Annotated in this window: 10 protein-coding genes; 5 read left to right on the top strand and 5 right to left on the bottom strand. The window is 38.1% G+C overall.

From position 1 onward, the window contains the following. The first annotated feature begins 84 nt into the window (after window positions 1-84). The 5 genes from PKC55_RS04160 to PKC55_RS04140 all read left to right on the top strand — a co-directional run bounded on the left by PKC55_RS04160 (window position 85) and on the right by PKC55_RS04140 (window position 9,387). Window positions 85-3,147, top strand: coding sequence for a SusC/RagA family TonB-linked outer membrane protein (locus PKC55_RS04160; protein ID WP_524536933.1), 3,063 nt, complete (start codon window positions 85-87; stop codon window positions 3,145-3,147). Between the two features lie 19 nt (window positions 3,148-3,166). Continuing rightward, a complete protein-coding gene (locus PKC55_RS04155) occupies window positions 3,167-4,687 on the top strand; it encodes a RagB/SusD family nutrient uptake outer membrane protein (RefSeq protein WP_291128214.1) in 1,521 nt (506 codons plus the stop codon). A 108-nt stretch (window positions 4,688-4,795) separates the two neighbouring features. Further along, a complete protein-coding gene (gene bglX, locus PKC55_RS04150; protein WP_283686346.1) occupies window positions 4,796-7,093 on the top strand; it encodes a beta-glucosidase BglX in 2,298 nt (765 codons plus the stop codon). Between the two features lie 72 nt (window positions 7,094-7,165). Beyond that, window positions 7,166-8,527, top strand: a complete 1,362-nt coding sequence (locus PKC55_RS04145; RefSeq protein WP_283686347.1) for a glucoamylase family protein — start codon at window positions 7,166-7,168, stop codon at window positions 8,525-8,527. Between the two features lie 95 nt (window positions 8,528-8,622). Further along, window positions 8,623-9,387 carry a carboxylesterase family protein gene (locus tag PKC55_RS04140; protein ID WP_283686348.1) on the top strand — a complete coding sequence of 255 codons (765 nt, stop codon included), beginning with the start codon at window positions 8,623-8,625 and terminating at the stop codon, window positions 9,385-9,387. A gap of 112 nt (window positions 9,388-9,499) precedes the next feature. Here the strand turns inward: PKC55_RS04140 and PKC55_RS04135 are convergent, their stop codons facing one another. From PKC55_RS04135 to PKC55_RS04115, 5 genes are all read right to left on the bottom strand, one after another. Beyond that, complete coding sequence (locus tag PKC55_RS04135) at window positions 9,500-10,279, bottom strand: prephenate dehydrogenase/arogenate dehydrogenase family protein (protein ID WP_291128220.1); 780 nt, start codon at window positions 10,277-10,279, stop codon at window positions 9,500-9,502. A 6-nt stretch (window positions 10,280-10,285) separates the two neighbouring features. Next, window positions 10,286-11,347, bottom strand: a complete 1,062-nt coding sequence (locus PKC55_RS04130) for a bifunctional 3-deoxy-7-phosphoheptulonate synthase/chorismate mutase type II (protein WP_291128223.1) — start codon at window positions 11,345-11,347, stop codon at window positions 10,286-10,288. A 166-nt stretch (window positions 11,348-11,513) separates the two neighbouring features. Continuing rightward, on the bottom strand, window positions 11,514-12,683 hold the full coding sequence (locus PKC55_RS04125) for a pyridoxal phosphate-dependent aminotransferase (RefSeq protein WP_291130229.1): 1,170 nt from the start codon (window positions 12,681-12,683) through the stop codon (window positions 11,514-11,516). Window positions 12,684-12,722: 39 nt separating this feature from the next. Continuing rightward, window positions 12,723-13,565: a prephenate dehydratase gene (locus PKC55_RS04120; protein ID WP_291130227.1), complete on the bottom strand. Its 843-nt coding sequence runs from the start codon at window positions 13,563-13,565 to the stop codon at window positions 12,723-12,725. 267 nt (window positions 13,566-13,832) lie between these two features. Continuing rightward, window positions 13,833-14,930, bottom strand: a complete 1,098-nt coding sequence (locus tag PKC55_RS04115; protein WP_291130224.1) for a sialidase family protein — start codon at window positions 14,928-14,930, stop codon at window positions 13,833-13,835. Window positions 14,931-14,954: the final 24 nt, after the last annotated feature.

Genomic DNA, 14,954 nt, shown 5'->3' with positions numbered 1-14,954 from the left:
AATACGATCACTTTTTAGTTCTTCTTTTCTGTCGTTCATAGTAGATTTTATTTGAAAATATGTGTTTAAATAAAAAGTAAGACTATGAAAATTAAACCTAAAAAAATGAAAAGTTCAGCTGCTCTCATGCGGAGAATTTTTTTCTTCACTTGTTTTCTTTTGGCAAGCGTGACGACTATTTATGCGCAGACCAAAACAATCTCGGGTAAGGTTGTGGATCAAGCGAATGAGCCTCTAATCGGAGTTAGTGTTCTGGTACAAGGTACAACAAACGGAACAATAACAGATATAGATGGTATGTATTCTCTTTCTGCAAAACAAGGAGATGTTCTTGTGTTTTCTTATTTGGGAATGAAATCTCAATCAGTTACTGTAGGTGCCCAGAATGCGATAAACGTAGTATTGGAAGATGACGCCAAAATGCTAACGGAAACAGTCGTGATTGGTTATGGTACAGCAAAGAAAAGAGACTTGACCGGGTCCATAGCTAGTATTAAAGCTGAGGATATAGCAAACCGTCCATCTGCAAACCCATTAGCTTCTTTGCAAGGAAAAGTAGCAGGGGTACAGGTCGTAAATACAGGTATTGCCGGACAAGATCCCGAAATTCGTATTCGTGGAACAAATTCAATTAACGGATATAAGCCGCTATATGTAGTTGATGGATTATTCAACGATAACATTAGCTTCTTGAATGCTGCCGACATTGAATCAATGGAAATCTTAAAAGATCCTTCATCATTGGCTATCTTTGGTGTACGTGGTGCAAATGGTGTTATTATTGTTACTACTAAAAAAGCGAAAGAAGGTCAGACATTGGTAAATATCAATACTTCTTTTGGTTTTAAATCAGTAGTAGATAAAGTCAAAATGGTGAATGCTGCACAGTTTAAAGAACTTTATTCAGAGCAGTTAGCAAACCAAGGAGCAAGTCCTTTCGATTATACAAATTGGACTGCTGATACAGATTGGCAAGATGAAATATTCCAAACAGGATTTATTACCAATAACAATATTAGTATAACATCTTCTAGCGAAAGGAATAAGTTCTATATGGGTGTTGGGTATACTTCAGAAGAAGGAACTTTGAAACACGAACAATTCAGTAAGGTAACTATCAATCTGAGCAGTGATTACACTATCACTAAAGCATTTAAAGTTGGATTCCAATTTAATGGTGCCCGTTCAACGCCTCTTAATACTTCTACCAGCTTATATACAGATGTTGTGAAAAGAGCTTTATATGCAGCACCTATCGGATCTCCTTATAATGAAAAAGAAGGGTTGTATAATACATTACCTAGTTTCCAAAAAAATGAAGTGTCAAATCCGATGACTATTGTAGAATTGCAAAAGGATATGAACAAAGTAATAGACTATAGAGCATCCGGTAATGTATATGGAGATCTTACTTTCTTGAAGAACTTCAATTTCCGTGTAATGTATTCATTAGATTACAAATCTTATGATAGCAGATTGTATACTCCTAAGAGAACTATATTCGATGTTGATACTCAACAGCCTGTAGTTATGGGCGATGGGAAAACTGCTGTACAACAACAAAAAACAAATGAAACAAAGGTTCAAAGCGATTATTTGTTGACTTATACAAATAGCTTTAATAATCATAATATTACAGCTACAGCCGGTTTTACAACATACTATAACAATTTATCCAGCCTTACCGGAAGACGTGGCGAAGGAAACGGACTGCCTATTGCAAATGATCCTGATAAATGGTTTGTAAGCATCGGTGATGCAAATGCAGCATCTGCTGAAAGTACACAATGGGAACGCTCAACCGTTTCATTCTTGGCAAGGGGATTGTATAATTATAAAAACAAATATTTGTTCAACGGATCTTTCCGTCGTGATGGATCTTCAGGATTTTTCTATACTGGGAACGAATGGCAAAATTTCTACTCTTTAGGAGCTGGTTGGGTAATAACAGAAGAGGATTTTATGAAAGATTTCACTTTTCTTGATTACTTGAAGCTTAAAGGATCATGGGGTACTCTAGGAAACCAAAATATGGATAGAGTTTATCCTGCAGAACCAGTACTTCTAAACACTTCTAATGCGGTTTTTGCTGATAATATAATACCGGGATATGAAATAGCATATCTTCCAAATCCAAACTTGAGATGGGAAAAAATTGAGGCTTGGGAAGCTGGACTTGAAGCTTATTTCTTGAAAAACAGATTGAATTTCGAAGGTGTTTATTATAAGAAGAAAACTAAAGATCTTTTAGCTGAAATTCCTGGTATTGCAGGTACAAGACCAGGTCTTGGTAATCTAGGTTCAATGGAAAATAAAGGGGTTGAATTAACTTTATCATGGAATGATAAAATCGGTTCAGAATGGAGATATGGAGTTAGTGGTAATTTAACTACAATCAAGAATAAAGTCTTGTATTTATATCAAGAAGGATACAACATTACTACCGGAACTTCTGGTCTTCCTGAAATGTCTTATACACAGGCAGGATATCCTATCGGATATTTCTATGGATATAAAGTGGAGGGTATATATCAAAATCAAGCAGAAATTGATGCCGCTAAGAATACACTAGGAGCTAAACCCGGAGATTTGAAATTCAAAGATGTGAACGGAGACGGTCAAATAACCACTGCCGATAGAACAATGATAGGTAACCCTACTCCTGATTTTACATATGGACTTTCAGTAAATGTAGGATACAAAAATTTTGACCTGTCTGTTGACATGATGGGTGTATATGGTAATGAAATTTATCGCACATGGAATCTTTATGCTTGGTCTCAATTTAACTACCTAGAGGCTAGAATGGATAGATGGCACGGCGAAGGAACTTCTAATACAGAGCCAATAATGGCTAACAATAGAAATATTAATAGAGGTTCTACTCCATCAGATTACTTTATCGAAGATGGCAGCTTCTTCCGTATCAGAAATATTCAATTAGGTTATACTTTCGGTGCAGATATGTTGAAAAAATTAAGAATGAGATCTTTGAGAGTATATATAAATGCTCAAAATCCTAAAACATGGAAAAATAATACAGGCTATTCTCCAGAAATAGGAGGTTCAGCTATAGCCTTCGGTATTGATGCTAATCCGTATCCAATACCTGCGGTTTATACATTTGGTTTAAATCTTACATTTTAATAGATAAAAACAATATATTATGAAACGAATATTTAATAAATATATATATGCCGCTATAATTGCTGCTTTAGCATTATCGGTTATCAGCTGTAATGATTTTCTTGACAAAAGTCCTCAAGGAAGTTTTACTGAGGATGACGATACTAGTGGTGGTGTAGAAGCAAAAATTTTTGGTGTTTACTCAAAAATGAGAAGTTATAATATAACTGCCGGGATTCCTGCATTTGCAGTCCATATGTTCCGTTCCGAAGATTCTGAAAAAGGAAGTACTGAGAATGATGGACCGGATAACGCCAGATTTTGGGATGATTTTGAATACACAGCTTCTAATGGTATATTAGGAACTTACTGGAATCATAATTATTCGATAATTCATGACTGTAACTCTACTATAGATACTATACAGAAATTAAATAACAGTGACCTTAGAAGTTTGGAAGCAGAAGCTAAATTCTTTAGAGCTTATTGTTATTTCAACTTGGTGAGAGCATGGGGTGAAGTTCCCAAAATAGACTTTAAAATAAAAGATGCATCACAGGCGAATATCCCGAAAAGCTCTGCTGCTGAGATTTATGCATTAATTGATGCGGACCTTACTTTTGCTGAAGCAAATTTACCTCAATCTTGGCAAGCTAAATATACAGGACGTTTAACATGGGGTGCTGCCAAATCGTTACATGCCAGAACGTATATGATGCGTAACGACTGGGGAAATATGCTTGCTGCATCTAAAGAAGTTATCAATTCAGGAATCTATAATCTGAATACATCTGTTGATCAGGTGTTTACCGATGCTGGAGAAAACTGTGGCGAATCAATTTTTGAACTGCAATGTACAGCTACTGCGGCAATGCCAGCAAGTACAGCTATCGGTAGCCAATTTTGTCAGGTGCAAGGCGTGAGAGGTTCCGCACAATGGAATCTTGGCTGGGGTTGGCATATGGCAACAAAAGAGTTAGGTACAGCTTTCGAGCCGGGAGATCCACGTAAAGATGCTACTCTTCTGTATTTCAGAAAACCGGGTGCAGCTATCACTCCTGAAAATACAAACAAGCCATATGGCGAGTCTCCTGAATCATCTGCAATGGGTGCATACTTTAATAAAAAAGCATACACAAATCCTGCGATGAGAGCTAAATATACGAGAGAAGGATTCTGGGTTAATATACGCATTATCCGTTATCCGGATGTTATTCTTATGGCTGCAGAAGCCGCAAATGAATTAGATCAGACTGAAGATGCTTTGAAATATTTGGAAATGGTAAGATCTCATGCGAGAGGAGCTAGTACCAGTATATTGCCAAAGGTTACTACAGAAGATAAAGTGGAATTGAGAAAAGCTATTCAGCGTGAAAGAAGAGTAGAATTAGCTTTAGAACCAGACCGTTTTTATGACTTAGTACGTTGGGGTACTGCTAAAGAAGTGTTACATGCAGCAGGTAAAACAAATTATCAAGATAAGCATGCATTACTTCCGGTTCCTCAATCGGAAATCGATAAATCAAATGGCGTTTTGAAACAAAACCCCAACTATCAATAAGGTTTATTAGGTTATCACATTTTTAATAGTAAGGGCTAGACAATTAGCCCTTACTAGTTTTAGGCAAGAAATAATTAGAGTTAAGGTATAACTGAAATTTAAGGTAAAATGACTGTAAGACAATTATTATTGGTCTTCTTGGCCTTCTTTGCTATCTCGGGCAATATATTGGCACAAGGGAAAGATCCAAAGATGGATAAGTTTATCAATGATTTAATGAGTAAGATGACGCTGGAAGAGAAAATCGGACAGCTTAATCTGCCTAGTTCCGGAGATATAACTACCGGACAGGCTAAAAGCAGTAATATAGCTGAAAAAATTAAGAAAGGACAAGTTGGTGGGTTATTCAATATAAAAGGTGTTGAAAAAATAAAAGAAGTTCAACGCATTGCAGTAGAACAGAGTCGTCTGAAAATTCCATTAATATTTGGAATGGACGTAATTCACGGATACGAAACTGTATTTCCAATTCCTTTGGGGATGGCTGCTACATGGAATATGGCTGCTGTAGAGCAATCTGCACGTATCGCTGCAATAGAAGCAAGTGCCGATGGTATTTGCTGGACATTCAGTCCAATGGTTGATATTTCAAGAGATCCTCGTTGGGGACGTTTTTCGGAAGGAAATGGAGAAGATCCTTTTCTTGGAGGACAAATCGCAAAAGCGATGGTTCGCGGATATCAGGGAGTAGGAGAGAACATGTATAAGTCTAACTCCAATATTATGGCTTGTGTTAAGCACTATGCACTGTATGGTGCAGGTGAAGCAGGTCGCGACTATAATACTGTAGACATGAGCCGTATACGTATGTTTAATGAATATATGTACCCTTATCAGGCTGCAGTAGAGGCAGGTGTGGGGAGCGTAATGGCTTCGTTTAATGAAGTGGACGGAGTTCCGGCTACAGCTAACAAATGGTTGATGACAGATGTATTGCGTAAGCAATGGGGGTTTAACGGGTTTGTAGTTACAGACTATACCGGAATAAGTGAAATGATAGATCACGGAATTGGTGATTTGCAAACCGTTTCGGCTCGTGCCTTAAAGGCCGGAATCGATATGGATATGGTAAGTGAAGGCTTGGCTACAGTTGGCAAGTCTCTGAAAGAAGGAAAAGTTACGCAAGCCGAAATAGATCAGGCTTGTCGCCGTGTGTTGGAAGCTAAATATAAATTGGGATTATTTGCAGATCCATATAAATATTGCGATGTAAATCGTGCAAAAAAAGAAATATACACAGCCGAAAATCGTGCTGTTGCTCGTAAGATAGCTTCAGAAAGTTTTGTTTTACTTAAAAATGCAAATAATACATTGCCTTTGAAAAAAGGTGGAACTATAGCAGTGGTTGGCCCTTTGGCAAACACACGCTCTAATATGCCCGGAACATGGAGTGTTGCTGTAGACCTGACTAAACCCGCAACCGTAGTTGAAGGTATCCAGGAGGTAGCCGGAAGCAATGCTAAGGTTGTGTATGCAAAGGGTAGCCATCTGATAAATGATGCAAAATATGAACAAAATGCAACTATGTTTGGTCGTACATTACATAGAGATCAGGAAACTCGCAGTAATGAAGAAATGCTACAAGAAGCATTACAAATATCAAAGGATGCAGATGTAATCGTTGCAGCATTGGGAGAATCGTCTGAGATGAGTGGAGAATCTAGTTCTCGTACCGAAATTGGTATACCTGATGTACAGAAAGAATTGTTAAGAGAATTATTGAAAACCGGAAAACCTGTCGTCTTGGTGTTGTTTACAGGTCGTCCATTGACTTTGACTTGGGAAAATGAAAACGTACCAGCCATTCTTAATGTTTGGTTTGGTGGTTCAGAGGCTGCACACGCTATTGGAGATGTTTTGTTTGGAGACGTTAATCCAAGCGGAAAACTTGTTGCTACTTTCCCTCAGAATGTAGGACAGATACCGCTATTCTACAATCATAAAAATACAGGTCGTCCGTTGCACGAAGGACGATGGTTTGAGAAATTCCGTAGCAACTATTTAGATGTAAGTAACGATCCGTTATATCCGTTTGGATACGGATTAAGCTATACTACATTTAGTTATAGCGACGTTAAATTGAGCTCTACAACACTTGATGCAAAAGGAGAATTAACAGCTTCCGTCACTGTTACAAATACAGGAAAATATGATGGAGCTGAGGTTGTTCAACTTTATATTCGTGACTTGGTCGGTAGTGTGACACGTCCGGTGAAAGAATTGAAAGGCTTTGAAAAAACATTTATAAAAGCAGGGGAAAGTAAAAATGTTAGTTTTAAGATAACTCCTGAGTTATTGAAATTCTACAATTACAACCTCGAATATGTATTTGAAAAAGGTGATTTTGATGTGATGATAGGAGGTAATAATAGTGATGTTAAATCTGCGAGATTTACATTGAATTAAATGCTCTGAGTCTTGAAAAAGAGACTATGTAATCTTAGTCTCTTTTTCTTGTTTATTATTAAAACAGATAATATGAAAAAAATATATATACCATTCATTTCTATAATGCTTGTTCTAGTGGCTATTAGTTGTAAGGATAAATCCAATAAAGATACTGATGATAGCTCCACAGAGCCAATTGCTATTACAGATGAGGCTCTATTGGATAGTGTTCAGCGCAGGACATTCAATTATTTTTGGGATGGAGCTGAACCTACGAGTGGAATGGCTCGCGAACGCTTTCATGTAGATGGAGTATATCCTCAAAATGATAAAAATGTAGTGACCTCCGGAGGTAGTGGCTTTGGAATAATGGCTATTGTTGCCGGAATAGACAGAGGGTATATAACTCGTGAACAAGGTTTAGAACGGTTTGCAAAGATTCTAAACTTTCTCGAAAAAGCAGATTCTTTTCATGGTGTATTTCCACATTGGTGGAATGGTGAGACAGGTGAAGTAAAAGGATTTAGTGATAAGGATAATGGAGGAGACTTAGTTGAAACCTCATTCCTTCTACAAGGTTTATTGACCCTTCATCAGTATTATATAAATGGGTCTGATGCAGAAAAAGCTTTAGCTGTCCGTATTGACAACCTTTGGAAAAATGTGGACTGGAACTGGCATCGTAACGGTCAAAATGTATTGTATTGGCATTGGAGCCCTAACCATTCATGGGAAATGAATTTTCCTATTCGTGGATATAATGAATGTCTCATTACTTATGTACTGGCTGCATGTTCTCCTACTCATGGTACTCCGGCTGAGGTCTATCATGAAGGTTGGGCAGAAAACGGAAAAATTATTGCTCCTCATCAATTGGAAGGATATAACCTAAATATGCGTTATCAAAGCAATAGCGGAGCAGGCCCTTTATTCTGGGCTCACTACTCATTCTTAGGATTAAATCCTACCGGGCTAAAAGATAAGTATGCTGATTATTATCAGGAAATGAAAAATTATACACTGATAAATAGAGCGTATTGCTTGCGTAACCCAAAAGGTTTTAAAGGTTATGGAGAAGATTGCTGGGGCTTGACTGCTAGTTATTCAGTAAAAGGGTATAGCGCTCACGAGCCAACAGAAGAAGGAGACCTCGGTGTAATAACTCCTACGGCCGCTTTGTCTTCTATTGTGTATACTCCCGAGGAATCAATGAAAGTAATGCGCAAGCTATATCGCATGGGCGATAAGGTTTGGGGGCAATATGGTTTTTATGACGCATTTAGTGAAACAGATAACTGGTATCCACAGCGTTATTTAGCAATAGACCAAGGTACAATAGCTGTGATGATCGAGAACTATCGTTCGCAGTTGCTTTGGAATCTATTTATGAGTCACCCTGATGTTCAAAAGGGGCTTAAGAAACTAGGTTTTGAATCTCCTTCATTGAATTAAAGAGTAATAGAATCAAAAGCAAATAGCATGACAACTCACATGAAGTAAGATGTATTATCGTTATCTTTAATGTCAGTTATTTTAAAATTAAGGTTATGAAAAAAGGTGTTTTATCTTTCATTTTTCTAATTTGTTCTTTATTCAGTTTCGCTCAGTTCAAGAATGCCTCATTCATGTTTGACGGGCATACATTGCCATATCAGATAATGTATCCTGAAAACTATGATGAGTCGAAGCAATATCCATTGGTCGTATTTCTTCATGGAGCAGGAGAGCGAGGTAATGATAATCAGAAGCAATTGACTCATGGTAAGCAGTTCCTTATTGATAATTTTCAGTCTGTTTATCCAGCTATCGTTATAGCACCTCAATGCCCAGCCGATAGTTATTGGGCTAATGTCGTTCGTCACCAGATTGATGATAAAATGACATTGACATTCGGTCTTTCTGATGGAATTACAGAGCCAATGAGTACACTGATTGCTTTGGTGCAAAATTGGCTGACCTCAGGGAAAGTAGACTCCAACCAAGTATATGTAGGTGGTTTGTCAATGGGGGGTATGGGTACATTGGAATTGTTGTGGCGATTGCCTGATACTTTCTCCGCGGCGTTCCCTATTTGTGGAGGCGCAGATTTGAGTAAGCTGCCTTTGTATGCCCACAATACAGCTGTTTGGGTTTTTCATGGGAGTGCCGACTCTGTCGTTCCTGTAGAAAATTCGAGAAATATATATAAGCGTCTCAAAGAATTGGGGTGTGATGCGGAATATACCGAATATGAAGGAGTTAATCATAATAGCTGGGACAATGCCTTTAAAGAAGAAGGACTTGCCTCATGGCTGTTTAAACATAAAAAATAAAAGCTGAATTCAAGGTCTGTTTGGTGTTAGGCTAACTATGGTTGGTAATTGGTGTTATAAGGAGTAGAGACTGCATTAGTATTGTATGACTTTTGCAGTCTCTTTTTATATTCTATTTGTCAGCTATATTCGCTCTTACTTTTGTAAGGAAACTTAGCATTGCTGCACTGTCTTTTTTCTCGATGATCTCTAAAAGATGCTTTAATTCACCTCGTATACTCTCCACCTGAGCAGGAGTATAAGGGTTGAAGAGAATCTCGGTCAACAAATAATCATCTTCTGACAGAAGCCCTTTTGCAATATTCATGTGACGCTTAAATGTTGTTCCCGGAGCATCTTGATGCTTCATTACCGAAGCAAATACAAGTGTAGACGCAAATGGAATAGAAAGGGAATATGCAATCGTTTCGTCATGCTTTTCGAATGTATACTCGAAAACGTTCAACTTAAGACTGTTATACAAGTCTTTGAAAAATATTTTTCCCCAATGGTTCGATTCCGAAATTACAATTGCACTCTGTGTACTAAGATCTGTTAAGTTGGCAAATGTAGGGCCAAACATAGGATGGGTAGATGCAAACGGTCTGCCTGTTTTTTTATAAAACTCTTTTAGTCCCGTCTTTACAGATGCAATATCCGACAATATACAATCTTCATCCAGATATGGCAGTACCATTTCAAATGCCTGAATCGTATATTTCACTGTTGCTGCATTAATAACAATTTCAGGTTTGAAGTCCCTTATCTCTTCCGGATTGCTCATTCTGACTACATTATAAACAAATCGTAGCCGTTTGGGATCAATGTCAAATATAGCAACTTCGTGATCGAAACTTAATACATCAGTAAAGAAGGAGCCCATTTTTCCGGCTCCTAATATTAATATCTTCATATACGGTTACTTGTTTAATATCTCAACCTGTTGTCTTACAGATTCTTCGTGTATTGCTTCCAGAACCACACGCATAAAGTCAGGATTCATACTCATAGATGTAGCCTGAGCAATTCGTTTCTGTAGAATTTCGTCATAACGGTCTGTTTGAACAACGGTTAGGTTGTGCTCTTTCTTGAATGTACCTATTTCGCATGATATTCGCATACGTTTTGCAAGTAATTCCAGCAACTGATCGTCCAGTTCGTCTATTTGTCTGCGAAGGTCAGAAAGGTCTTCTGTCGATTGCTTACCATCACGAATAATAAGTGTTGTCAGTATTTCTTTTAGTCTTACCGGCGTTACCTGTTGAGAAGCATCGCTCCAAGCATTTTCAGGGTCGCAATGAGTTTCTATAATCAATCCGTCATAGTTTAAGTCCATTGCTTGCTGGCATAGCGGCTGTATAAGGTCACGTTTTCCTCCGATATGACTTGGGTCACAAATAACAGGCAGATCAGGAAAACGACGTTTCAGTTCGATCGGTATATGCCATTGAGGCAGGTTTCTGTATATTTTCTTGTCGTATGAACTAAATCCACGGTGTATTGCTCCTATCTTGGTCAGACCTACATTGCTGAGGCGTTCAAGAGCACCGATCCATAACTCTAAATCGGGATTAACAGGGTTCTTAACTAATACCGGGATATCAACACCCTGTAGCGCTTCTGCTATTTCCTGAACTGCGAACGGATTTGCTGTTGTACGGGCACCGATCCATAACATGTCTATCCCATATTTAAGGGCTTCATAAACGTGTTTCTGTGTTGCAACTTCAGTAGAAACGTACATTCCAGTTTCTTGTTTCACTTTTTTGAGCCAAGCAAGACCTTCGCTGCCAACTCCTTCAAATCCACCCGGTTTAGTGCGAGGTTTCCATATTCCGGCACGAAGGATTTTTATACCGTCTGCTGCTAGTTGCTTTGCAGTATTCATTACTTGTTCTTCGGTCTCGGCACTGCATGGACCGGCTATTACAAGAGGACGTTTCGGGTCAACTCCCGGAAGTAAAATTGAGTCTAGTTTCATATTTATTTTAATTTGTTTTTTAATTATTCTATATTTTAGCTAAAAAGTGACAAAGGTGACAACTTTTATTCTGTTTTTATCTGTTACCTTTTATTTACTGTCTATAATTTAATACTCTATAATAGATAAATTTAGGCTATCCTGATAAATGGTATTGTGGCAATCATTAATTTGTTACCTTCTTTATTCTTTCCAAGGCCTCTTTCAGCATGTCTTCATTGCAGCACAAAGAGATACGTATATATCCTTCTCCTTTGTTCCCGAAAATGAATCCCGGGGTTAAGAAAACATTCGCTTCGTATAAAATTTTGTCAGCCAATTCTTCGCTGCTTTTGTATTCTGCCGGAATCTTTCCCCAAAGAAACATTCCCGATTGTTTTTTATCAAAAGTGCAACCTAGCTCTTTCATAATAGCTTCTGCATATTGACGGCGATTAGCGTATAATTTGATATTGTTTTCTTTGTGCCATTCGTCCGAATTGTTCAGAGCGGCAATGGCTGCCAACTGTATAGGTTTTAGTATTCCACTCTCGATGTTGGTCAGAACCTTTAGCACCCATTGTATAAATTGTGCATTTGAAGCCAATGTCCCAATTCTCCATCCGGGCATATTGTGCGATTTACTCATCGAATTGAGTTCGATACATATATCTTTCGCTCCTTCTACTTGTAGTATGCTTAACGGCTTTTCGTTAAGAATAAGACTGTAAGGATTATCATGAGCTATGATTATGCCATGTTTCTTTCCAAAAGCAACTATTTTTTCAAATAATTCGACCGTAGCATTTGCTCCTGTAGGCATGTTAGGATAATTAATCCACATTAGCTTTACATTCGATAAGTCTAGCTTTTCCAAAGCATCGAAATCCGGTTGCCAATTGTTATTCTCATCCAAGTCGTAAGAGACAATATTTGCCCCAACAAGCTTGCTCACAGAGCTATATGTCGGATACCCCGGATTAGGTACTAATACTCCGTCTCCCGGATTGAGAAAAGCCAGAGAGATATGTAAGATCCCTTCTTTCGAGCCTATCAAAGGTTGTATCTCATTTGCAAAGTCCAGATTTACATTATAAGTTCTTTTATACCAATCAGCAAAAGCCTTACGCAGCTCGGCAATACCCACATGTGGTTGATAGCCATGTACATCTTTTTTTATTACAGATTCACACAGGGCTTTTGTGGTTTCTTCGGAAGGAGGGAGATCCGGGCTTCCCACTCCGAGACTAATCACATTTTTTCCCATTGCGTTCATTTCGGCTACTTCTCTTAGTTTTTTCGAAAAGTAGTATTCACTTACTGTATTAAGGCGGTCTGCCGGTACTATTGTTCTCATATTGTTATTAGCAGTTTGCTATTGTTAAATCGTGTTTTTTTATAATTCGCTTTGTTTTCCGTTTGGATATTCTCCCAAAAGCTTTAGTTCACTCGTTAAAGGGCGAATTGCCTGTAGCGATTGCTTGTATCGGGTAAGATCAGAAAATGTGAGGTCTACATAGAACTGATATTCCCATTCTCTGCCTATTATTGGTAGAGATTGTATCTTAGTCAAGTTGATGCCGTAGAAAGAAAATACGGATAAAACTTTCGATAAGCTGCCTTCGCTATGTGGAGTTGTGAATACAATAGACGATTTATTCAGCACTTCTCCTTTTTGAAGTTCGTCTACCACCCATGGATTCGCTATAATAAGAAAGCGAGTAAAATTGTGCTTATTTGTCTCAATTCCCCTCGCTAAGATGTTTAGTTCATAAATTTCGGCCGCTTTGGTGCTGCATATCGCAGCAGTGGTCGATAGATGTTTCTCTGCTACATCTTTTGCAGCCAAAGCCGTATCTTCATGCTCTATAATCCTAACACCCGGTAGCGTATCCAGGAATTCTGTACATTGCATGAGTGCAATCGGATGCGATTCCACTTCTTTTATATCATGAATTGTTTGTCCGGGCAATGCCGCCAGACAATGAGAGATGCGTTGTTTGTATTCTCCTGCTATAGGGAGTTTATTTTCTTTTAGCAGATCGTAGTTGCCCAGAAGGCTACCGGCGATAGTGTTCTCTATGGCTATAATCCCGATTGTATTCGGTTCTTTTTTGATTGTTGTGAAAATATCACGAAAAGTAATGCATGGAACAATTTCGACTTCTTCTCCGAAAAAATTCTCTGCGGCTATCCCATGATATGCACCTAATCCTCCTTGTATCGCAACTCTTTTCATAAAATGTTATCAAAAAAAAATCCCGTCATATTTGACAGGATTCCATATATTCTTGTTGTTTTAATTCACTCCAAATTTCTCATACAAAATCCTGTTCTACTTTCTAAAGTAAAAGTAAAAAAAGAAAAAGTATGTATAAGAAAAAATATTCATTCTAACGCTTGTTGTTTTAAATGTGATTACAAAAGTAATATTTTTTTGAATATTGCAAGCATTTCATTCTTTTTTTATTCAGAAAATTGTAAAAATGAGGATTTCTAGTTGTTATTACCACTTTCCGTTTACGATTGTTTCACTTTTAAGTAGTGACGGATCAACTTTTACATATTTAATTTTTTCTCTGCGCCACGTGTATACTATGTGTATCATACCGTCTTCCCCTTCTATAACCGATGGGTAGGAATATTCCTTTATTGGAGAGTCTTCGAGAATGAGTGATGCTTTCCAGCTAATTCCATCGTCAGATAGAGCGACATTCAGTGGAGTACGAGCTTTATCCTTATATGCACTCTCCGATGCTGCTACATGATTGTACACCATTAGTTGGCGTCCGTCTTTGAGTGTTACGGCATCCGTCCCCGAGTTGTTATTGGGTAAGTAGAGAGCTATAGGATCGCTCCATGTTTCTCCTTTATCTTTCGAAAAAGCGGATATGATATGTTCATTCTGAGAGCGACATACGATTTGCAATACATTATTGTTTAACGTTAATATACTTGGTTGAATAATATTCCAAGGCTTGCTGTTGATCGGAGATGTTTTTCTCCAAGTTTTTCCTCTGTCTTCGGTAAACTCCATGTGAACTTGCCATCCGTCGTTCTCGGTACTTGATGCGCAAATTAGTTTGTTGTCAATCAGGATCGGTTTATTCTTTATTGGGCCCAGAAATCCTTCTGGCAGTGCTTCGGGTTTTGTCCATGTTTGTCCGTCATCGTATGAGCGGATTAGGTAACCTGTCCAATCTTGCACATTCTTTCCTATTTTATAAAACAATAGCAATTCGCCATCGGGATATTGAAATAAGACCGGGTTATAGCAGGCCTTCCTCAAAGTATCGCTCACGATGCCATCCGCTACCTTCACAGGCGGAGTCCATCCTGTTGCAGTATGACGAGAAGTATATATATTGACTTCGGGGTGTCCCTCGTATTTTCCGCCAAAAAATGCAGTAATCAAACCCGACGGGGTTTCAGCAATTGTAGCTGCATGAACCGAGGGGAATTCAGCAGAATCATAAATGAATTCATCCACTAGGATACCTTCTTTCCATTTATGATTATCTGCACTTTGGGCTAAACAAGGGATACTGAGTATACTTATTGTTGCGATGAGTATATTATAAGCTCTGAGATAGAATTTGTCCATTTATATTTCTTGAAATGTTATTGT

It is taken from the genome of Dysgonomonas sp. (assembly GCF_035323175.1).
Taxonomy (GTDB): domain Bacteria; phylum Bacteroidota; class Bacteroidia; order Bacteroidales; family Dysgonomonadaceae; genus Dysgonomonas.
This window is presented reverse-complemented; position numbering and strand designations above follow the sequence as displayed.

Excerpts from the sequence above, each read along its gene's own strand:
- PKC55_RS04160 (WP_524536933.1), top strand. The coding sequence starts at position 85 with ATGAAAATTAAACCTAAAAAAATGAAAAGTTCAGCTGCTCTCATGCGG.
- PKC55_RS04155 (WP_291128214.1), top strand. The coding sequence starts at position 3,167 with ATGAAACGAATATTTAATAAATATATATATGCCGCTATAATTGCTGCT.
- bglX (WP_283686346.1), top strand. The coding sequence starts at position 4,796 with ATGACTGTAAGACAATTATTATTGGTCTTCTTGGCCTTCTTTGCTATC.
- PKC55_RS04145 (WP_283686347.1), top strand. The coding sequence starts at position 7,166 with ATGAAAAAAATATATATACCATTCATTTCTATAATGCTTGTTCTAGTG.
- PKC55_RS04140 (WP_283686348.1), top strand. The coding sequence starts at position 8,623 with ATGAAAAAAGGTGTTTTATCTTTCATTTTTCTAATTTGTTCTTTATTC.
- PKC55_RS04135 (WP_291128220.1), bottom strand. The coding sequence starts at position 10,279 with ATGAAGATATTAATATTAGGAGCCGGAAAAATGGGCTCCTTCTTTACT.
- PKC55_RS04130 (WP_291128223.1), bottom strand. The coding sequence starts at position 11,347 with ATGAAACTAGACTCAATTTTACTTCCGGGAGTTGACCCGAAACGTCCT.
- PKC55_RS04125 (WP_291130229.1), bottom strand. The coding sequence starts at position 12,683 with ATGAGAACAATAGTACCGGCAGACCGCCTTAATACAGTAAGTGAATAC.
- PKC55_RS04120 (WP_291130227.1), bottom strand. The coding sequence starts at position 13,565 with ATGAAAAGAGTTGCGATACAAGGAGGATTAGGTGCATATCATGGGATA.
- PKC55_RS04115 (WP_291130224.1), bottom strand. The coding sequence starts at position 14,930 with ATGGACAAATTCTATCTCAGAGCTTATAATATACTCATCGCAACAATA.